This window comes from Rhizobium sp. BK008, assembly GCF_014197345.1.
Lineage (GTDB): Bacteria > Pseudomonadota > Alphaproteobacteria > Rhizobiales > Rhizobiaceae > Rhizobium > Rhizobium anhuiense.
The window spans coordinates 2,131,472-2,152,066 of the sequence record NZ_JACIFK010000001.1 but is presented as its reverse complement, the minus strand read 5'-3'; the positions used below and the strand labels follow the sequence as shown (position 1 = coordinate 2,152,066).

The following is a 20,595-nucleotide window of genomic DNA, read 5'->3' as shown; positions in this document are numbered from 1 at the left end:
TCCTAGTCGAGTTTGGGGGCGATGGAGAATTTGGCGGCGATCTGTCTCAGCCACTCCTCTGTCCAGGTGATACGCTGGGCGCTGAGGTCCCCGACAATGCCACTGATCCAGGATAATTCGGCTGCGTGGATCGCTCGGAGATATTCCATCTCGAGAAGGAAGAGCCTTGGAACAGCCTGAGCTTCCTGCAAGACGTCGTCGATCCTGCGAAGTTCCGACTCGATGGCTTTTGCTCTGAGCTCAAGCTGGCTCGCCACATCATCAGGCGTAAGCAGCGGAAGAAATGACATCGCCGCGGGGAATTCCGGATATTCTCGCGTCAGGGTCGACAATATCGCCCGCATCCATTCAAGCGCGATTTTGCGGCCCTTCTCGGTTATCTCGTACACGGTTCGCTCTGGACGCTTGTCGTCCCGGACTGTTTTCCGCGGGATGATCAAGCCCTCGCGTTCGAGCCGCTGGATTGTTTGATAAAGGCTCGCCCTCTGCGTGACCTTGATCACTTCGTCCTTGCCGCGCTCCTTGATGAGCCGCTGCATTCGGTAAGGATGCATTGGCTCTTCCATGAGCATTGCAAGGACGGCGAGCGCGACTGGAGAGCGTTTGATAGATGTCATAGTAATAATAATACTAGTTTATTTATAACTAGTCAATTCGAAGGCTCCAGGTCGCTGGATTCGAGACTCGCGCTGTTTGAAACGATGGTCGTGAATCCGCGCGGCGAGCGCATTCAACCAATTCCAAAGCGCAAGTTTCCGCTTTAAGGTGATCGCGCTCGAAATTTCATACGACTGTCACGAAGCGGTTTTATCCGCTGCGGCTTGTCAATCATCGGATGCGGTCAGGAGAAAGCCCATGTGGCTCAGCAATTTCACCCTCGTTCTCCCAAACGAGGTGGTGAGTGAAGGTGCAGTGCGTGTTGAGGATGGCGTCATCGCTGAGATCAGGCCGGAGCCGGTTGCCGCCGCTGCCGTCGATGGCGGCGGACGGCTGCTGATGCCCGGATTCGTCGATCTGCACGGCGACATGATCGAGCGCGAGATCGCCCCGCGGCCGAACGCGACGATGCCGATCGATTTCGGCATCCACGAACTCGACAAGAAGCTTGCCGCCGCCGGTGTCACGACCGCCTTTGCCGCCGTCTCTTTTGCGACCGAGAGCGTCTACGGCCATGTCCGTTCGCTGGAGACGACCTCGGCAGTGATCGAGGGCATCAACCGTCTGCGCGATGATCTGCTGATCGACCACCGCGTCCATGCCCGCTACGAAATCACCAATGTCGGTGCAGCCCCGGCACTCGAGCGTCTGCTGAATGCCGACCAGATCGACATGGTGTCGCTGACCGACCACACGCCGGGCCAGGGCCAATACAACAATCTGCAGAGCTACATCCTCAGCATTTCCGAGCGCCGCGCCATCTCAGAGGACATGGCGGCGGAGATCGTCGCCAAGCGTATCGCCATGCGCAACAATCCCGAGATCGAGGCCAAGCTGAAGGAAATCGTCGCGCTGTCGCTGAGGCACAAGCTGTCGCTTGCCTCGCATGACGATGACAGCGTCGAAAAAGTCGCCGAGATGCATGATCTCGGCGTCACCATCAGCGAGTTTCCGGTCACGGCGCCTGCGGCGGAAGAGGCGCGCCGCCGTGGCCTCTGGACGCTGATGGGCGCGCCGAACGCGCTGCGCGGCCAGTCGATGTCGGGCAATCTCAGCGCCCTCGATGCCGCAAGGGCCGGCCTGCTCAGCGTCATCGCCGCCGATTATCATCCGGCCGCCTTCGTGCCCGGCATCTTCAAGCTTGCCGACATGGTGGAAGGCGGCCTGCCGGCAGCCGTTGCCATGGCGACCGGCAATGCGGCCCGCTCGGCCGGTCTGTCGGATCGTGGCGAGATCGCCATCGGCCAGCGCGCCGATCTCGTCGTGGTCGAACCGGGCGATATCAACCGCATCCGCGCCACTTTCCGCGCCGGCCGCTTCGTCTACAGCGACGGCACGCTGCATCCGCTGCGGGCTTTGGCGGCTTAAGCGCGGTCGCCGATCAGCGAAATCAGCTGTGCCTTGGGTGCGGCGGTCGAGGCCTCCGCGCCGACGGCCTTGCCGCCTTCCATCGTCACCCGGCCTTCGGCAAACAGCCGCAGCGCCTGCGGATAGATCTGATGTTCGACGGTGAGCACACGCGCGGCAAGGCTTTCGGCCGTGTCGCCCAAGAGAACCGGTACGGCCGCCTGGCCGATCACCGGCCCTTCATCCATGCCCTCGGTGACGAAATGCACCGTGCAGCCCGCGATCCGCATCCCGGCGTCGATCGCCCGCTGATGCGTATGCAGGCCGGGAAACAGCGGCAGCAGGGAAGGGTGGATGTTGAGCATCCGGCCTTCGTAACGCTGAATGAAAGTTGCCGTCAGTAGCCGCATGTAGCCTGCCAGGCACAGAATGTCGGGCGAAAGCTCGTCGAGCGCCGAAAAGATCGCCGCCTCATGCGCGTCCTTGCTGGCGTAGTCCTTGCGGGGGAAAGCGAAGGTGGCGATGCCTTCGGCATCAGCCTTGGCAAGCCCGCCGGCATCCGCCTTGTCGGAGATCACCCCGACGATCTCGGCCGGATAGTCGGCGGCCTTCGCCGCCGCAACCAACGCCATCATGTTGGAGCCGCTGCCTGATATGAAGACGACGACGCGTTTGCGCGGTGCGCTCATATCGCAAGCGTGCCCTTGTAGACCGTGCCGGCAGCGCCTTCGTCGCGGGCGATCATGCGGCCGAGCGTGATCACAGTCTCGCCCTCGGCTTCGAGGGCGGCCGAAACGGCCGCGACGTTCTCGACGGCAACGACGGCGATCATGCCGACGCCGCAATTGAAGGTGCGCAGCATTTCCCTGGATTCGACGCCGCCCGTCTTGGCGAGCCACGAAAACACCGCTGGAACCTTGACGGCATCAAGATCGATCTCGGCGGCTAGGTGTTTCGGCAAGACGCGCGGAATGTTTTCCGGGAAACCGCCGCCGGTGATGTGCGCCAGCGCCTTGATGGCGCCGGTCTCGCGGATCGCCTTCAGAAGCGGCTTCACATAGATGCGGGTCGGCTCGAGCAGCGCTTCGCCGAGCAGCCTGCCTTCGGCAAAAGGTGCGGCGGCGCTCCAGTCGAGGCCGGACAGTTCCACGATCTTGCGTACCAGCGAAAAGCCGTTGGAATGGACGCCGGAGGAGGCGAGGCCGAGGATCACGTCACCCTCGGCGATATCGCCCGAGGGCAGCAGCTTGCCGCGTTCGGCAGCACCCACGGCAAAACCGGCGAGATCGTAGTCGCCGGAGGAATACATGCCGGGCATCTCGGCGGTCTCGCCGCCGATCAGCGCGCAGCCGGCCTCGCGGCAGCCGGCGGCAATGCCGCCGACGATGGCTGCGCCCTGGTCGGGGTCGAGCTTGCCGGTCGCGAAATAATCGAGGAAGAACAGCGGCTCGGCGCCCTGCACCACGAGATCGTTGACGCACATGGCGACGAGGTCGATGCCGACGGTGTCGTGATAGTCGGCATCGATGGCGATCTTCAGCTTGGTGCCGACGCCGTCATTGGCGGCGACCAGAACCGGATCGCTGAAGCCCGCCGCCTTGAGGTCGAAGAGCCCGCCGAAGCCGCCGATCTCGCCATCGGCGCCGGGACGGCGCGTCGAACGCACTGCCGGCTTGATCTTCTCGACGAGGAGGTTGCCGGCATCGATATCGACGCCTGCATCGCTATATGTCAGGCCGTTTTTCCCAGACTGGCTCATGCTGGTCTCCGATGGCTATTTCAGGCGGCAAACGTGCCGCGTCATCTGCCGGTCGCAATTGCATGACAGGGGCGTTTATGCAAGCGTTGCATGGCAAAAGCCCCCAATTTCCCGCGTCTCCCTCCACCCTTTCCGGGATTTGACGCGACAGGGTTGACCATCTTTGCGCCTGCATCCTATGTGCTGAATGGCCGCTTCGGATCGGATGCGGCGTTTGGCGGCGGCGAGCAATCAACGGGGAAGCGATGCCACAGCATGTCAGCGGCAACAGTCTCAAGCGTCAGATCTTCTTCTGGCTGGCAGTGCTCGTCTTCTTCATCGTCTTTCTCTATGTCTTCAGCTCGATCCTGCTGCCTTTCATCGCCGGCATGGCGATCGCCTATTTCCTCGATCCGGTGGCCGACCGGCTTGAACGCCTGGGCCTGAGCCGCATGATGGCGACCATCGGCATTCTGGTCGCCTTCGTCATCGTCTTCGCCTTAGCGCTGATGATCCTCATTCCGGTGCTCATCAGCCAGTTCAACGATTTTGCCGAGCGTCTGCCGGGTTATATCAGCCAGTTGCAGCAGTTCATCACGCAGGCGCAGAATTCGCTGCTGCCGGACTGGGTCGAGAACCAGATGGGCGCGATCAAGGACAATCTCTCCGGCATCCTGTCGGAGGGTATGGGGTTCCTCACCGGGCTCTTCGCGCAGATCTGGAATTCCGGCAAGGCGATCGTCGACGTCATATCGCTGCTCGTCGTCACCCCCGTCGTCGCCTTCTATATCCTGCTCGACTGGGACCGCATGGTTGCCAAGGTCGATCAGTGGATCCCGCGCGATTATGTCAGCGATGTCCGCCAGATCGCCAAGGAGATCGACCAGGCGATCGCGGGCTTCATCCGCGGCCAGGGCTCGCTCTGCCTTATCCTCGGCATCTATTATGCCGTCGGCCTTTCTCTCGTCGGGTTGAATTTCGGCCTGCTGATCGGCCTCTTCGCCGGCATGATCAGTTTCATTCCCTATGTCGGCTCGATGGTTGGCCTCGTCCTCGCCATCGGCGTGGCGCTCGTGCAGTTCTGGCCGGATTATCCCTGGATCGGGCTGGTGCTCGTCGTCTTCTTCAGCGGCCAGTTCCTGGAAGGCAACATTCTGCAGCCGAAGCTCGTCGGCTCCAGCGTCGGCCTGCATCCGGTCTGGCTGATGTTTGCGCTTTTTGCCTTCGGCGCGCTCTTCGGTTTCGTCGGTCTTTTGGTCGCCGTGCCGGCCGCCGCAGCCGTCGGCGTCCTTGTTCGCTTCGCGCTTTCACGCTACCTTCAGAGCGATCTTTATTTTGGCGGGTCATCAAGCGGCCGCGCCAGGAAGACGAAATCAGTTCCCAATGAATGACGTCAAGAACGCTGATCCGAAGCGCAAGGCCGGAGAGCAGTTGCCGCTGGTCTTTTCGCACGATGCCGCAAGCGGGCGCGACGACCTCCTGATCTCGGAGCGTCTCGCCGCCGCCGTTTCGATCGTCGATGCCTGGCCCGCATGGCCATCGCCGGTCGTCGTGCTCGCCGGCCCGGTCGGCTCGGGTAAATCGCATCTTGCCCGCATCTGGCGGGACTTGAGCGGCGCCGTCGACATCCATCCCGAGCTCGGCTCGGATGCCGCCGTTGCCGCCGCCGCCGGCCCGGTGCTGTTCGAGGACGCCGATCGCCTCGGCTTCGATGACAACGCGCTGTTCCACGTCATCAACAGCGTGCGCGAAAACGGCACCAGCTTGTTGATCACCAGCCGTCTCTGGCCGATGTCATGGCCGGTTTCGCTGCCCGATCTGCGCTCACGCCTGAAAGCGGCAACCGTCGTCGAGATCGGCGAACCCGATGAGGCGCTGTTGTCGCAGGTGATCGTCAAGCTCTTCGCCGACCGGCAGCTTTATATAGATGACAAACTCGTGCTCTATATCGTCAACCGGATGGAGCGGTCGCTGAACGCGGCCCAGACGATCGTCGAAAGGCTTGACCGGCTGGCCCTGTCGCGGGGCACGAAAATCACCCGGTCTCTTGCTGCCGAAGTATTGAATGAATTGGGAAATTCGGAACCGGCCGATTGACTGTCACAGTTCCGTCGTCAAACTGATATAATTGCCTTTGGCGATTGAGAACGGGGTAAGCGGACAATGGATAGTGCAGTCGCAGAACATCAAGAACTCGCTCCCGAGATCAACGACAACACTCCCCCGCTGGAAGAGCTGCTCAAGAGCCCCGAGCGCTTCATCAACCGAGAATTCTCCTGGCTGCAGTTCAACCGCCGTGTCCTCGAAGAAACGCTAAATACCGAGCATCCGCTGCTCGAGCGCGTCCGCTTCTTGTCGATCTCAGCCGCCAACCTCGATGAATTCTTCATGGTGCGTGTCGCCGGCCTCGAGGGCCAGGTGCGCCAGAACATCGCCATCCGCAGCCCCGACGGCAAGACGCCGGCCGAGCAGCTCGACTCGATCCTGCAGGAGATCGACCATCTGCAGATGGAGCAGCAGGCCTCGCTCGCCGTCCTGCAGCAATATCTCGCCAAGGAAGACATCCTGATCGTGCGCCCCGGCGCCTTGAGCGATGCCGACCGCCAGTGGCTGGCCGCCGAATTCGAACAGGCGATCTTCCCGGTCCTGACGCCGCTGTCGATCGATCCGGCCCATCCGTTCCCCTTCATTCCGAATCTCGGCTTCTCGATCGGCCTGCAGCTCGTCAGCAAGAACGGCCGCGAGCCGATGACGGCGCTGCTGCGCCTGCCGGTGGCGCTCGACCGCTTCGTTCGTCTGCCGGATGATGGAAACACGATCCGCTACATCACGCTGGAAGATGTCGCCAACATCTTCATCCATCGGCTCTACCCGGGTTACGAGGTGCAGGGTTCCGGTACGTTCCGCGTCATCCGTGACAGCGATATCGAAGTCGAGGAAGAGGCCGAGGATCTCGTCCGCTTTTTCGAAACGGCGCTGAAGCGCCGCCGCCGCGGTAAGGTCATCCGCATCGAGACCGACTCGGAAATGCCGGCCTCGCTGCGCCAGTTCGTCGTTCAGGCCCTCAATATCCCGGACAATCGCGTCGCCGTTCTGCCGGGTCTTTTGGCGTTGAACACCCTGTCCGAGATCACCAAGGCGCCGCGCGAGGATCTCAGGTTTGCCCCCTACAATGCGCGATTTCCCGAGCGCGTCCGCGAACATGCCGGCGACTGCTTTGCCGCCATCCGCGAAAAGGACATGGTCGTCCATCACCCCTACGAATCTTTCGACGTGGTGGTCCAGTTTCTTCTCCAGGCTGCGCGCGATCCTGACGTCCTGGCGATAAAGCAGACGCTTTACCGTACCTCCAACGACAGCCCGATCGTCCGCGCCCTGATCGACGCCGCCGAAGCCGGCAAGTCGGTGACGGCGCTGGTCGAGCTCAAGGCCCGCTTCGACGAAGAGGCGAACATCCGCTGGGCGCGCGATCTCGAACGCGCCGGCGTGCAGGTCGTCTTCGGTTTCATCGAGCTCAAGACCCATGCCAAGATGTCGATGGTCGTCCGGCGCGAGGAAGGCAAGCTGCGCACCTATTGCCACCTCGGAACGGGCAACTACCACCCGATCACCGCGAAGATTTATACCGACCTTTCCTATTTTACCTGCAATCCCGTCATCGCCCATGACATGGCGAATATCTTCAACTTCATCACCGGCTACGGCGAGCCCGAACAGGGCATGCAGCTCGCCATCTCGCCCTATACGATGCGCCCGCGCATCCTGCGCCACATCGAGGAGGAGATCCAGCATGCCAGGAACGGCGCGCCGGCCGCGATCTGGATGAAGATGAACGCGCTTGTCGATCCCGACATCATCGATGCGCTCTATCGCGCCAGCCATGCCGGCGTCGAGATCGATCTGGTGGTGCGCGGCATCTGCTGCCTGCGCCCGCAGGTGCCCGGCCTTTCGGAGAAGATCCGCGTCAAGTCGATCGTCGGCCGCTTCCTCGAACACAGCCGCATCTTCTGCTTCGGCAACGGCCACGGCCTGCCGTCCGATAAGGCGCTGGTTTACATCGGTTCGGCCGACATGATGCCACGAAACCTCGATCGCCGCGTCGAAACCATGGTTCCGCTGACGAATCCGACCGTTCACGAGCAAGTCTTGTCACAGATTATGCTCGGCAACGTGATTGACAATCAACAAAGCTACGAGATATTGCCCGACGGTACGTCGCGACGCATGGAAGTGCGCAGGGGCGAAGAACCGTTCAATGCGCAGCAGTATTTCATGACCAATCCGAGCCTGTCGGGCCGTGGTGAAGCTCTGAAGTCCAGTGCGCCGAAGCTGATCGCCGGCCTGCTCGAAGGCCGCAACAACAAGTAAAACTGGACCTAAATGGTTGAATCTGAAGCCCAGGGGCGCCTTCCGGGGATCGCCCCGGTCTCCGTCGTCGATATTGGATCGAATTCCATTCGTCTAGTCGTCTACGAAGGCATGTCCCGTTCGCCGACCGTCCTGTTCAACGAAAAGGTCCTCTGCGGCCTTGGCAAGGGCGTCGCCCTTACCGGCAAGATGGATGAAGACAGCGTCGCGCGGGCTTTGGCGGCGCTGCATCGTTTCAAGGCTCTGTCCGACCAGGCGCGCGCCGCCACCATGTATGTGCTGGCAACGGCAGCCGCGCGCGAGGCGAGCAACGGTCCCGATTTCATCCACCAGGCAGAAACCATCCTGAACCGCAAAGTCCGCGTGCTTTCGGGCGAGGAAGAGGCGAAATTCGCCTCGCTCGGCATCATCAGCGGTTTCTACAATCCTGACGGCATTGCCGGCGACCTTGGCGGCGGCTCGCTGGAGCTGATCGATATCAAGGGTAAGGAATTCGGCAAGGGCATCACTCTGCCGCTCGGCGGCCTGCGCCTGTCGGAATATGCCGGCGGTTCGCTCTCCAAGGCCCAGAGCTTTGCCCGCAAGCAGTTGAAGACGGCAAAGCTGCTGTCGAAAGGCGAGGGGCGTACCTTCTACGCCGTGGGCGGCACCTGGCGAAACATCGCCAAGCTGCACATGGAAATCACCCATTATCCGCTGCACATGATGCAGGGCTATGAGGTGTCGCTCGAAGCGATGATGCAGTTCCTCGACCAGGTGGTGGCCGCGCGCGATTCCAGGGAGCCGGCGCTGCAGGCCGTTTCCAAGCATCGCCGGTCGCTGCTGCCCTTCGGCGCCGTCGCCATGAAGGAAGTGCTGAGCGCGATGAAGCCGTCGATGATTTCCTTCTCGGCGCAAGGTGTGCGCGAGGGATATCTCTATTCGCTGCTGTCGGAGGCCGAGCGCCGCGCCGATCCGCTGCTTGCCGCTGCCGGCGAGCTGGCGATCCTGCGTGCCCGCTCGCCGGAGCATGCTCGCGAGCTGGCCGAATGGACCGGCCGCATGATGCCCCTCTTCGGCATCCAGGAAACCGAAGAGGAAAGCCGCTACCGTCAGGCCGCCTGTCTGCTTGCCGATATCAGCTGGCGCGCCCATCCTGACTATCGAGGGCTGCAGGCGCTGAACGTCATCGCTCACTCTTCCTTCGTCGGCATCAGTCATCCCGGCCGCGCCTTTATCGCGCTTTCCAACTATTACCGTTTCGAAGGCCTGCATGACGACGGCGCCACCGGCCCGCTGGCCCAGATCGCCACGCCTCAGCTCATCGAGCGCGCCAAGCTGCTCGGCGGCATGCTGCGTGTCGTCTACCTCTTCTCGGCCTCGATGCCCGGCATCGTCAAGAACCTGACCTTCCGCAAATCGCCGAACCCGGACCTCGACCTCGAATTCGTCGTGCCTCCCGAGTACCGCGATTTCGCCGGCGAACGCCTGGACGGTCGCCTGCAGCAGCTGTCGAGACTGACCAACAAGCGGCTGGCGTTTCTGTTCGAGTAGGGTAGGCATCTTTACGGCGGGCTGTTTTGACCGTGCCGTCCCTCCGCCTTCCCTCATTCCTGTGCTCGTCACAGGAATCCAGCCACCGCGCGTCCGCTCGGTGAACGACTCAATGCGAGGGTTGAAAAAGTCTCTTGCGCCCAACGACTTGGGCGCACTGCATTCCTGTGACGAGCACAGGAATGAAGGAGAAACTTAGATGCCCACGACCAGATAAAAAAGGGCGGCGCTTACGTACCGCCCTCTCTATCTCACATCAAACCCGAATTACTTCGCGTTCAAAAACTCGCCGACCTCAAGCAGGCTGAACTCGTTATTGTCGGCCTTGTCGACGGCGCGGCCGGCCGAGAAGGGCAGGTTGTTGTCGTTGCCGATGATGATGTGCGTGGCGTCGACGCGGTCGACGTTTTCGATCGTCACGAACGGCATGTCGTAGACGCCGTCCTTGCTGCCGGCCTTCTTCTTGTTGTCGGGGTCCTGGATATTGAGGAGGTCGATATAGCCGATCTTGCGGACGGCCTTGCCGACATTGGCATCGTTGAACTCGATCTTGTAGACGCGCTTCAGTTCGGCCGGAGCCTCGAAGCAATCCGGCTTCGGCTGCTTGGGGTCGGCGCAGGCCTTGTCCTTGGCGCCGGCGCCGCTGTCGCGCTCGATGACGAGAGCGGTCGTGTCGTCGAGCATGTTGAAGTCGCCGATCGACACGCCCTTGTCTTCGAACGGATAGAGCCAGCTGCGGCCGGTCCACTTCTTGGCGGCGACGTCGAATTCGATAACGCGGATGGCGGTGTGGCCATCGACCGTTTCCATCGTGCCGTCATCCTTGTAGATGGCGCCTTCGAGTAGGCCGTAGAGCTTGGAACCATCCTTCGACATGGCGAGGCCTTCGAAGCCGCCGGAGCGCTTCAGGTTGAAGACCGGCATCTTCGCGGCCGGGTTGCCCGGCAGCTGGATCAGCGGATTGTCGGGCGAAAGCACCGGCTTGCCGTCGAGCGTCGTCGGGATGACGTCGGTCAGGCGGCCTGACGGGTCGAATTTCAGGATGTAGGGACCGAATTCGTCGCCGAGCCAGAAGCCGTCGGCAACCGGCTGGATCGATTCGATATCGAAGTCGGCGCCGGTGAGGTAGCGCGTGTCGGTGCCTTCGAGCACGATCGGGAACGGAGCGATCTTGTTGGGGTCGGAGAGGAAGAGGTTCTTGACGACATCAGCCTTGTTGCCGGCCCAGTCGAACTTCATCTGGTGCAGGAAGAGCATGGAGTCGGACGAGTTGGCCTTCGAGCCGAAGCCGTTGTCGGAGAGCGTCCAGAAGGTGCCGTCGGTCATCGTCTTGATGCCGGAAAAACCCTGGATCGGCTGGCCGTTGAAGGGAAGCTTCAGATCGGTGATGCGGGCGCCGTCCTTGCCGGGAACGGTGCCGAGCGCTTCGGTGCGCTTGCGGTCCGCCGTCGTGAACTTGCCGGAATGCTTGAGGAATTCGGGGGCATCGGCCGGTGCCGGAACCATGGTGTTGGCAGGCAGGATCGCCTGGCCGGCGAGCTTGGCCGGAAACTGCTGCTGGTCGGCCGCAGCGGAGGTCGCGACCAGGATGAAAAGCGATACGGAAGCAAAAAGGACGGTCTTCATAATATCCCCGTGGAACGGATGCGAATGCTTTCCGCTTAGCAGGGCTTTGATGTCAGCGAATTGACGGTTGGGTGAAGCTTTGGTGACGTGCGGCCGAACCGCTGCTCAGCCGTGCAGAATGACGGCGGGCGTGTTCAGGACGGTCACCGCGCGTGAGGAAAGCGCCATGACGCCAAGCGCCTGGCCGCGGCCCCTGACGGCATGGGTGCCGAGATCTTCGCAGGAGATGTTGTCGGGAAACTCCATGCGCCGGGCAAGCTCGGCGGAGATCAGCACCGGCCGGTTCAGACTGCGGCAGAGGGTTTCCAGCCGGGCGGTGGTGTTCACCGTATCGCCGAAATAGCTGATTTTGTGATGGTCGACGCCGACTTCGGCGGTGATGATCTCGCCGCCGTGAAGGGCGGCGCGCAGCTTCGGCACCTGGCCGTAATTTTTCCGCCAGCCGGCGGCATTGGCGTCGATATCGGCGAGAATGTCGAAGATGCAGCGCACGCAGCGCGCATTCTTGACACCACGGGCAAGCGGCCAGGTGATGATCGCGGCATCCCCGACATAGTCGTTGATCATGCCCTTGTGACGCCTGACGGGCTCGGCGAAGGTCGCAAACAGCGAGCTCAGCAGCTGCTGCGCCCTGAGGTCACCGTGCTTTTCGGCAAAGGCCGTCGAATCGACGAGATCGATGAACAGGAAGACACGTTCTTCCCTGACCGGATTGCGGTAGCGGCTGACGAGCATGCTGAGGAAAACGTCGCGGCCGAGCAGTTCTCGCACACGCAGGACGAAGATCATCAAGGCGCAGACCGCCAGCGCATAGAGGAAGACCTCGAACGGCATGATGACGAGATCGAGGAGCGACGGCGGCTTCAGCATGCCGACCGACCAGAGCAGCAGGCCCGCGCAGGCAAAGCCGATGCTCATCAGGATCTCATAGATCACCAGCTCGGTGATGATGAAGGCGAAAGTCGGCAGCTTTTGGATGCGCCTGTAGAGCGTGCGCAACAGTACCTTACGCTCGAAAGCGATGATCGGCATGCCGATGAAAAGCGCGAAGATCGCTCCGATGACGGGCGTCTGGTTGGAATAGAACATGGAATCATAGATGACGCCGCTGGCCGCGAGGACGATCGCGATCAGGATCCAATTCTGCGTCGGAGATATTTCCCGCATGCCGCCTCTGCGCCGTGATGTTTCACCCAGCCATTGTTTCCGGCCGGAACCAACCGTCAAGCGAATTCGAAACGACGGCGCCGCGTCGTTCGGACGCGTGAAGCACGATGCAGCCCTTGGAAGTGCTGCATAATCTATCCAACCTCAGAGGCTGACGGTTTCGACCTTCCGGTCGACGAAGCGCAGAGCGATGTCGCCCTGGATCAGCCGCAGCGCCGGCTCGCCGAAAAGATCGCGCCGCCAGCCGCTGAGGGCCGCGACATCGGCCTTTTCGCCCTCGGCGGCGATCCTGTCGAGATCCTCGCTGTTGGCGATCACCTTCGGCGCCACGCCGTGTTTTTCCGAAATCAGCTTCAACAGCACCTTGAGCAGTTCGACGGCGGCAGCGGCCCCTTCGGGCGCCTGCGCCTGGCGTGGTGCGTGCGGCATATCGGCCTTCGGAAGAGCAAGCGCCGCGTTGACGGCCTCGATGACAGCGGCGCCGGAAGTCGAGCGCTCCCAGCCTTTCGGAATGGTGCGCAACCGGCCCAGCGCCTCGGTATCCTTGGGCTGCTGCTGGGCGATCTCGTAGATCGCATCGTCCTTCAGCACGCGCGACCGCGGCACGTTGCGGGCGCGGGCCTCGCGTTCGCGCCAGGCGGCGACATATTTCAGGATCGCCAGCTCCTGCGGCTTGCGCAGGCGCATTTTCAATCGCTGCCAGGCATCGTCGGGATGCATGTCGTAGGTTTCGCGCGCCTCGAGAATGTCCATTTCCTCGGAGAGCCAGGAGGTGCGGCCTTCGCGATCGAGCTCCGCCTTCAGCGACAGGTAGACGTCGCGCAGGTGGGTGACGTCGGCCAGCGCATATTCCAGCTGCTTGTCGGAGAGCGGCCGGCGGCTCCAGTCGGTGAAGCGCGACGACTTGTCGATATGGACACTCTTGATGCGGCTGACCAGTTGATCGTAGGAGACGCTGTCGCCGAAGCCGCAGACCATGGCGGCGACCTGCGTGTCGAAGATCGGATGCGGAATGAGATTGCCGCGATTGAAGATGATTTCAATGTCCTGGCGCGCCGCATGAAAGACCTTCAGCACCTTCGTATCGGCCATCAGCTCGAAGAAGGGGGCGAGATCGATGCCCTTGGCCAGCGGATCGACGAGAACTTCGGTCGTCGGGCTTGCCATCTGGATCAGGCAGAGCTCCGGCCAGAAGGTCGTCTCGCGCAGGAATTCGGTGTCGATGGTGATGAAGTCGGACTTGGCCAGCTCTTTGCAGGCGGCCGCCAAATCGGCGGTGGTTTCGATCATATCATTTCATTCGCAAGGAAAAGGTCGGTTGAACCTTCCTTCTCCTTTCGGTTCGATATGTCAATACAACAGCATACGCTTCGAGCATTGCTGGCGAAGAATCACGTCCAAACTGAGGCAAGGGCGAACCACGGCGCGACGCGCGGCCACGATCGTGAAGGCGCGCGGTCTCAGCTCACCCTGAGATAACTCGTCATCCCCGTCTTCTGATGCTCGATGATATGGCAATGCAGCAGCCAGTCGCCGGGATTGTCGGCGACGAAGGCGAGCTGCACCTTCTCGTCCGGTTGGATGAGATAGGTATCGGAGGTGAGCGGCATCACCTCCCGCGTCGAGGAGGAGATCACCGTGAAGCTCATCCCGTGCAGATGGATCGGATGCGTATGCGGCGTGGTGTTCTCCAGATTGAAGACATAGCTCCTGCCGAGCTTCAATTCCGCAAGCGGCGCCGTCGGATCGGGCGTGTCGCCCGGCCACGGCACCTTGTTGATGGCCCAGAAACTGTAGCCGAGCGTGCCGCAGATGCTTTCGACGGCGGCATTCTCGGCGGTGGCGCTCAGCACCAGCGGGATCTGTTCGGCGGTGGAAAGATCGGCCTTCGGCACCGGATTTTCGACAAGCGGCCCGAGATCGCCGATATCGCGCTTCAATGATGATCCGACCGCGCGCAGGCTGGCGATCGTCTTCGGCGTCGTGCCGCGGATATCTTCCAGCGTCGCGACCGCGCCTTCGCTATCCGGCATGCGCACGGCAAGATCGAGCCGTTGACCCGGCCCGATCTGCAGGAGGTCGAGGGGAAAACGCGTCGGCACCGGATTGCCGTCGATCGCAATCACCGTCGCATCGGCGCCTTCCATCTTCAGCGAGAAGATCCGCGTCACGTCGGTGATCGCGATGCGCAGCCGCACCAGCCCGCCGGCTGGCGCGTCATATTGCGGTTCCTGGTGCCAGTTGGCTGTGCGCACCGTGCCGTAGGTGCCGGTCTTGGCCGCGTCGCGCGGCCGGAAGGGAGCGATGAATTGCCCGTCGCCGCCGAGCCGCCAGTCACGCAGGTTCAGCACCACTTCGGCATCGAACCCCGGATCGGCTGGGTCCTCGACGACGATGACGCCGGTCATGCCGTGCCCCATCTGCGTCAGCGTGTTGCAATGCGGATGATACCAGAAGGTGCCGGCATCGGGTGGCGTGAAGGCATAATCGAAGCTGTCGCCGGTATAGATGTAGGGCTGCGTCATGAACGGTACGCCGTCCATGCGGTTGTCGATGCGAAGCCCGTGCCAGTGGATCGTGGTCGGCTCGTCGAGCCCGTTTTTCAGCCGCGCCGCATAAGGGCGTCCCTTGGTCATCCTCAAAACCGGCGGCATGCCGTCGTGGCCCCAGCTCATGATATCCCTGGTCGGTCCCGCCTCGGTCAGCATGGCCTCGGTCTTTACCGCCGTCAGCAACTGCGGCTCGGGAGCTGCCTCGGCAAGCCCGAATTTGCCGGCAATGCCAATGCCGGCGCCATAAGCGCCCGCGACGGCGGATGCCTTCAAGAGGTTGCGGCGGGTAAGCAGAGGCATGCGGACGCTCCACGGTGAGAATGCCGATCCTTTTAAAGTTGACCGGTAGCTTCAGCAATACGGCAAGCGCGGCCAAACTGCCGCAGCATGGCGGCCGCCGCCTCGCCATAAACACGTGTCAAACGCCCGGCCGCGTGCGCCAAGCCTTGACAAATCGGAGCGTCCATGCGCTTTTCCGCCCGATTTTCTTGTCGGCGCTTGAGGGTCCTGAAACCCTTGCTGCCGTCTCAGTACATGCCAGGATTTGACATCATGCATCGCTATCGCAGCCACACATGCGCCGCCCTCCGTAAGACGGATGTCGGCTCGACCGTCCGCATTTCCGGCTGGGTCCACCGCGTTCGCGACCATGGCGGCGTTCTCTTCATCGACCTTCGCGACCATTACGGCATCACCCAGGTCGTCGCCGATCCCGACAGCCCGGCCTTCAAGATGGCGGAAACCGTCCGCGGCGAATGGGTCATCCGCATCGACGGTCTCGTCAAGGCTCGCACCGAAGACACCATCAACAAGACCATGGCGACCGGCGAGATCGAGCTTTACGCGCAGGAGATCGAAGTCCTCTCCGCCGCCAAGGAATTGCCGCTGCCGGTCTTCGGCGAGCCGGATTATCCCGAGGACGTCCGCCTCAAATACCGTTTCCTCGATCTTCGCCGCGAAACGCTGCACCGGAACATCGTCAAGCGCACCCAGGTCATCTCCGCCATGCGCCGCGAAATGAGCAATGTCGGCTTCACCGAATATACGACCCCGATCCTGACGGCTTCTTCGCCGGAAGGCGCACGCGACTTCCTCGTGCCCTCGCGCATTCATCCCGGCACCTTCTATGCCCTGCCGCAGGCGCCGCAGCAGTACAAGCAGCTGCTGATGGTCGCGGGCTTCGACCGCTACTTCCAGATCGCGCCGTGCTTCCGCGATGAAGATCCGCGCGCCGACCGCCTGCCGGGCGAATTCTATCAGCTCGACCTCGAAATGAGCTTCGTGACCCAGGAAGACGTCTGGAACACGATGGGTCCGTTGATGACCAACATTTTCGAGGAATTCGCCGAAGGCAAGCCGGTCACCAAGGAATGGCCGCGCATCCCCTATGACGAGGCGATCCGCAAATATGGTTCGGACAAGCCGGACCTGCGCAACCCGATCGTCATGGAAGCGGTGACCGAACATTTTGCCGGCTCCGGCTTCAAGGTCTTCGCCGGCATGATCGCCTCCAACCCGAAGGTTGAGATCTGGGCGATCCCGGCAAAGACCGGCGGCTCGCGCGCCTTCTGCGACCGCATGAACGCCTGGGCACAGAGCCAGGGCCAGCCCGGCCTCGGCTACATCTTCTGGCGCAGTGAGAACGACAAGCTCGAAGGCGCAGGTCCGCTTGCCAAGAACATCGGCGAGGAACGCACCGATGCGATCCGCACCCAGCTCGGTCTCGGAGATGGTGACGCCTGCTTCTTCGTCGCCGGCGAGCCGGAAAAGTTCTACAAGTTCGCCGGCGAGGCTCGCACCAAGGCTGGCGAAGAACTGAACCTCGTCGACCGCGACCGCTTCGAACTGTGCTGGATCGTCGACTTCCCCTTCTTCGAGTGGAGCGAGGAAGACAAGAAGGTCGACTTCGCCCACAACCCGTTCTCGATGCCGCAGGGCGGCCTTGACGCGCTGCAGAACCAGGATCCATTGACGATCAAGGCGTTCCAGTATGACGCCGTCTGCAACGGCTTCGAAATCGCCTCGGGCTCGATCCGCAACCAGTCGCCGGAAACCATGGTCGCCGCCTTCGAGAAGGTCGGCCTCAGCCAGCAGGATGTCGAAGATCGTTTCGGCGGTCTCTACCGTGCCTTCCAGTATGGCGCGCCCCCGCATGGCGGCGCTGCCTTCGGCATCGATCGCATCGTCATGCTGCTCGTCGGCGCGAAGAACCTGCGCGAAATCTCGCTGTTCCCGATGAACCAGCAGGCCCAGGACCTCTTGATGGGGGCGCCGAGCCCGGCAACGCCGACGCAGCTGCGCGAGCTCTCGATCCGGCCGATCCCGCCGGTCAAGAAAGACTGAGATCTCTGATCCCAAATGCAAAAGCCCGGCGGCACAACCGCCGGGCTTTTGCTTGTTTCACTCGCTCATAATGCCGCGTAGATCGCCTCGCGAAGATCGACGGTGAACTTGCCCCACATGCCCTCCAGCGTCGTGTTGGTCAGCGCCACGACGGTCAGCCCGTTGACCGGGTCGATGAACCAGCTATGGCCGTAGACGCCGCCCCATTTCAGCGTGCCCTTGGGGAAGGGGACGCCTGCCTCGGCCGGATTGGTGATAACGGACCAGCCGAAACCGAAGCCGGAACCGGGCTCGTGCTGTTGGCGGCGCCCGCCGGCCTGGTCGGTCGTCATCATCCCTACGGTTTCGCTCGAGACCAGCGGGGCGCCGCCCCTGCGGATGGTGTCGAGGATGGCGAGCACGTCACCCGCGGTTCCCGCCATGCCGGCGCCGCCCGAATGATAGGAGGCGGGGTCGAAGATGCGGTTCGGCGCGAAGCGGATGGGACCCATCAGCGACATCACCAGCGCATTCTCGCCCATCAGCGCCGGTTCCGGTGAAGCATCCATATAGGCCGCCGCCAGCCGGCTGCGGTCGCGAACCGAAAACGTGGTATCGGCAAGACCGAGCGGTTTCGTCACCAGATCAGCGACCGCGTCGCCGAGCGGCACGCCGGTTTCCGCCTCGATGACGCCGCCCAGAACATCCATGGCGAGGGAATATTGCCAGTCGCTGCCCGGGGTGAAGCGCAGCGGCGCGCTGGCGATCCGCCGCAGGTTCTCGGCCAGCGGCAGTCCCGGTTCGTCGAGGCCGTCGGAAACGCCGGCGCTGATATAAGGGCCGCCGTCCTCTTCGGAGAAGCTGTAGCCGAGGCCCGCTGTATGGGTCAGCAGGTGGCGGATGCGAATGGTTGCTTCGGCGCCGTCGGGCAGCCTTGGACGGAAGTCCGGCAGCCATTGCGTCACCGCGTCGTCGAGCCCGATTCTTCCCTGCTCGACGAGCCGCATCGCGGCGATGGTGACGATCGGCTTGGTAATGGAGGCGAGCCTGAAGATCGTGTCCTCGCGCATGGCCAAACCGTTTTCGCGATCGGCAAGGCCGGCGGCACGGCGATGGACGATCTCTCCGTCGCGGGCGACGAGCACCACCGTTCCAACCAGCCGTTTTTCGGTGAGCGCGCTTGTGATTGCCGCATCGACTGCTGCGGCAAGGGATGAATTCCTGTCGGCATCCGCCGTTTCGAGGGGAAGACTCATCAGATTAAATCTCCTATAATCACAATGACCGTTCCTGAATATAGCAAGGCGCCTCGAATTTCTAGAGTGATCATTGTGAAAAATACTCCAGACGTAGAAAAAACCGCCGCCCGACGACGCGGCCGCCCGCCGGCCTTCGACCGCGAGACCGTTCTCTCGGCGGCGCGCGAGACCTTCTGGGCGCATGGATATGAGGGCGCCTCGATCGCCGATCTCACCGCCGCCATGGGCATCACGCCGCAAAGCCTCTATGCCGCCTTCCACTCGAAGGCCGATCTCTATCGCGCGGCGCTCGAGCAATATCGCGGCCTGGGCGCCGATACGTTTTCCGCGCTCGGCGAGCCGATCGACACCGTCTCCGCCTTCGAGCGCATATTGCGGGGCTCGGCGGCGATCTTCTCGGCACCGGAGCATCCGAAAGGCTGCATGATCTCGACGGCAGCGCTGAACTGCGCCAGCGAGAACGACGTGATCGTCGATCATGTTGCGGCGATGCGTCGTCGGTCGCTCGACGCTTTCACCGCGAGGATCGAGCGCGGCATTCGCGAAGGCGATATCAAGGCCGGGACGAACCCTCGCGCACTCGCACGGTTCCTCGGCGCCATCATCCAGGGCATGTCGGTGCAGGCGAGGGACGGGGCGCCTCTTGACGAACTGCTTGATATCGCAGCCCACGCGATCGCCGAGGTCGCCCGCCACCGCGCCTGAAAACGAAAAGGCCCGGCAGTCCGTGAACTGGCCCCGAAAGTTGGACATCAACCTTTGGGGCGCAGTTCACTGCTGCCGGGCCTTTGATCGCAAGATCGAAGCGATCAGTCGTTGGCGGTAACCTTGACGCCGAGCACCTGCGGCAGGGTGTTCGGGGCGCCCATGGCGGCGCCCACGATCGTCGGGAACGGCACCGGCTTTTCAGGCGCGGCCTTGACCGTCAGGCTCTTCGGATCGTCGAGGAAGGTGTTGACGGCGGCCGAAACGGCGTTCTGCAGTTCCGGGATATTGAGCTGCGCCAGCATGATCGGCGTCATCGCCTTCAGCGAATCCGCCATCTGCTTGCCGGACATGTTCTGCTGCGAACCGGCATAATCCAGCGCGCGCTTGGTGATCGAAGCATCTTCGAAGCGCACCTGTGCGGCCTCGAAGGACAGCTGCTGCATCAGGCCAAGCATGGCAAGGCCGAGCGCCTGCTGCGACTGTTCCTTATTCGGATTGGCTTCGGATTCCTTCATCGCATCCTGCATCGATTTCATGAAGGCCATCGTGTAGCCGGAGATCTTGAAACCGAGATTGAGCTTGCCGACGTTGGTGAAATCGAGGGCGAATTCCGAAATGTCGATCGTGCCGGGCGCGAGTTCCCAGGCGCCCTTCATGGTGATGTCGCCCTGGACGTGCTGCAGGGCGAGCTTCTCGATCGCGTCCTTGCTCTGCGCATCCTGGGTCTTGGTCAGATCGGCCTTCATGCTTTTGAAGGCGCCGTCGAAATCGAAGCCGGATTCGTCCTCGCGCAGCGTCAGGTTCATATTGCTTTCGAGCACCGAGAACACTTCCGCGCCGTCCTTGACCACCTTCAGCGGGCCGGTATGGGCACTTTCGTAGAGCATCATGGTATCGAGCGTGTCGCCGCCCGCCGTTGCCGGGATCGAAATGCCGCCGAGCGTCAGCTCCTGCGCCGTCACCGTGACGCCGTCTTCCGTTTTGTTGATATCGGGGAAGGCGGCCTCTTCGATGTAATAGCCGCCATCCTCGTCTTCTTCGACGCCGGAAAGGGTGACTTCGCCGATGGGCAGGCTCTCGCCGCCGGTCGGCTTGACGGTGACATTCTTCAAGGTCACGGTCGTGCCGTCGATGTCGATGTTCTCAGCCGCAATCGTCCCGCCCTGAGCGGCATAGGCGGCATTGAGCTTCTTCAGCAAATCGGTGCCGTCGAGAGCGAAAGCCGAACCGGCGAGCGAGAAAAAGGCGGCGCCCGACAGCATCAGCCGCGTTGTCCGGGAAATATTCATGGGGTGATTCCTCTGGTGGCGTGTGGCGG

At 62.2% G+C, this 20,595-nt stretch carries 16 protein-coding genes; 7 read left to right on the top strand and 9 right to left on the bottom strand.

Annotated features, from left to right (window positions below):
* Positions 1 to 2 precede the first annotated feature (2 nt).
* Positions 3 to 617 (bottom strand): helix-turn-helix transcriptional regulator, encoded by a 615-nt coding sequence (locus FHT69_RS10565; protein WP_183905303.1) that lies wholly within the window; start codon positions 615 to 617, stop codon positions 3 to 5.
* Positions 618 to 855: 238 nt separating this feature from the next.
* Here FHT69_RS10565 and FHT69_RS10560 point away from each other — a divergent pair, with 238 nt between their 5' ends.
* A complete protein-coding gene (locus FHT69_RS10560) occupies positions 856 to 2,025 on the top strand; it encodes an alpha-D-ribose 1-methylphosphonate 5-triphosphate diphosphatase (protein ID WP_183905302.1) in 1,170 nt (389 codons plus the stop codon).
* On the opposite strand, the gene purN is transcribed toward FHT69_RS10560, so the two are convergent.
* Entirely contained in the window at positions 2,022 to 2,693 is a 672-nt protein-coding gene (purN, locus tag FHT69_RS10555; protein ID WP_183905301.1) for a phosphoribosylglycinamide formyltransferase, read from the bottom strand. The genes FHT69_RS10560 and purN overlap by 4 nt on opposite strands.
* Positions 2,690 to 3,763 carry a phosphoribosylformylglycinamidine cyclo-ligase gene (gene purM / locus FHT69_RS10550; protein WP_025570225.1) on the bottom strand — a complete coding sequence of 358 codons (1,074 nt, stop codon included), beginning with the start codon at positions 3,761 to 3,763 and terminating at the stop codon, positions 2,690 to 2,692. The genes purN and purM overlap by 4 nt, the downstream gene beginning before the upstream one ends.
* A gap of 245 nt (positions 3,764 to 4,008) precedes the next feature.
* Between purM and FHT69_RS10545 the strand changes: the two genes are divergently transcribed.
* The 4 genes from FHT69_RS10545 (at position 4,009) to ppx (ending at position 9,643) form a co-directional block, all read left to right on the top strand.
* Entirely contained in the window at positions 4,009 to 5,133 is a 1,125-nt protein-coding gene (locus FHT69_RS10545; RefSeq protein ID WP_097542988.1) for an AI-2E family transporter, read from the top strand.
* On the top strand, positions 5,126 to 5,839 hold the full coding sequence (gene hdaA / locus FHT69_RS10540; protein WP_025570229.1) for a DnaA regulatory inactivator HdaA: 714 nt from the start codon (positions 5,126 to 5,128) through the stop codon (positions 5,837 to 5,839). The genes FHT69_RS10545 and hdaA overlap by 8 nt, the downstream gene beginning before the upstream one ends.
* A gap of 66 nt (positions 5,840 to 5,905) precedes the next feature.
* Positions 5,906 to 8,110, top strand: a complete 2,205-nt coding sequence (locus FHT69_RS10535) for an RNA degradosome polyphosphate kinase (RefSeq protein ID WP_047616369.1) — start codon at positions 5,906 to 5,908, stop codon at positions 8,108 to 8,110.
* A gap of 12 nt (positions 8,111 to 8,122) precedes the next feature.
* On the top strand, positions 8,123 to 9,643 hold the full coding sequence (gene ppx, locus FHT69_RS10530; protein ID WP_063474263.1) for an exopolyphosphatase: 1,521 nt from the start codon (positions 8,123 to 8,125) through the stop codon (positions 9,641 to 9,643).
* Between the two features lie 267 nt (positions 9,644 to 9,910).
* Here ppx and FHT69_RS10525 read toward each other — a convergent pair whose 3' ends face one another.
* From FHT69_RS10525 to FHT69_RS10510, 4 genes are all read right to left on the bottom strand, one after another.
* Entirely contained in the window at positions 9,911 to 11,269 is a 1,359-nt protein-coding gene (locus tag FHT69_RS10525) for an esterase-like activity of phytase family protein (protein ID WP_063474264.1), read from the bottom strand.
* A 105-nt stretch (positions 11,270 to 11,374) separates the two neighbouring features.
* The gene (locus FHT69_RS10520; protein ID WP_025570680.1) at positions 11,375 to 12,436 is read right to left on the bottom strand and encodes an adenylate/guanylate cyclase domain-containing protein; all 1,062 of its coding nucleotides are present in this window, start codon (positions 12,434 to 12,436) and stop codon (positions 11,375 to 11,377) included.
* 144 nt (positions 12,437 to 12,580) lie between these two features.
* Positions 12,581 to 13,726 carry a ribonuclease D gene (gene rnd, locus FHT69_RS10515; RefSeq protein ID WP_063474265.1) on the bottom strand — a complete coding sequence of 382 codons (1,146 nt, stop codon included), beginning with the start codon at positions 13,724 to 13,726 and terminating at the stop codon, positions 12,581 to 12,583.
* Between the two features lie 170 nt (positions 13,727 to 13,896).
* Complete coding sequence (locus FHT69_RS10510; protein ID WP_183905300.1) at positions 13,897 to 15,288, bottom strand: multicopper oxidase family protein; 1,392 nt, start codon at positions 15,286 to 15,288, stop codon at positions 13,897 to 13,899.
* A gap of 252 nt (positions 15,289 to 15,540) precedes the next feature.
* Here FHT69_RS10510 and aspS point away from each other — a divergent pair, with 252 nt between their 5' ends.
* Entirely contained in the window at positions 15,541 to 17,331 is a 1,791-nt protein-coding gene (gene aspS, locus FHT69_RS10505; RefSeq protein ID WP_183905299.1) for an aspartate--tRNA ligase, read from the top strand.
* A gap of 65 nt (positions 17,332 to 17,396) precedes the next feature.
* Here aspS and FHT69_RS10500 read toward each other — a convergent pair whose 3' ends face one another.
* Entirely contained in the window at positions 17,397 to 18,566 is a 1,170-nt protein-coding gene (locus tag FHT69_RS10500) for a serine hydrolase (RefSeq protein ID WP_183905298.1), read from the bottom strand.
* A gap of 66 nt (positions 18,567 to 18,632) precedes the next feature.
* Here FHT69_RS10500 and FHT69_RS10495 point away from each other — a divergent pair, with 66 nt between their 5' ends.
* A complete protein-coding gene (locus FHT69_RS10495; RefSeq protein ID WP_183905297.1) occupies positions 18,633 to 19,274 on the top strand; it encodes a TetR/AcrR family transcriptional regulator in 642 nt (213 codons plus the stop codon).
* A gap of 104 nt (positions 19,275 to 19,378) precedes the next feature.
* On the opposite strand, the gene FHT69_RS10490 is transcribed toward FHT69_RS10495, so the two are convergent.
* Positions 19,379 to 20,566 carry a membrane protein gene (locus FHT69_RS10490; protein WP_047616388.1) on the bottom strand — a complete coding sequence of 396 codons (1,188 nt, stop codon included), beginning with the start codon at positions 20,564 to 20,566 and terminating at the stop codon, positions 19,379 to 19,381.
* Positions 20,567 to 20,595: the final 29 nt, after the last annotated feature.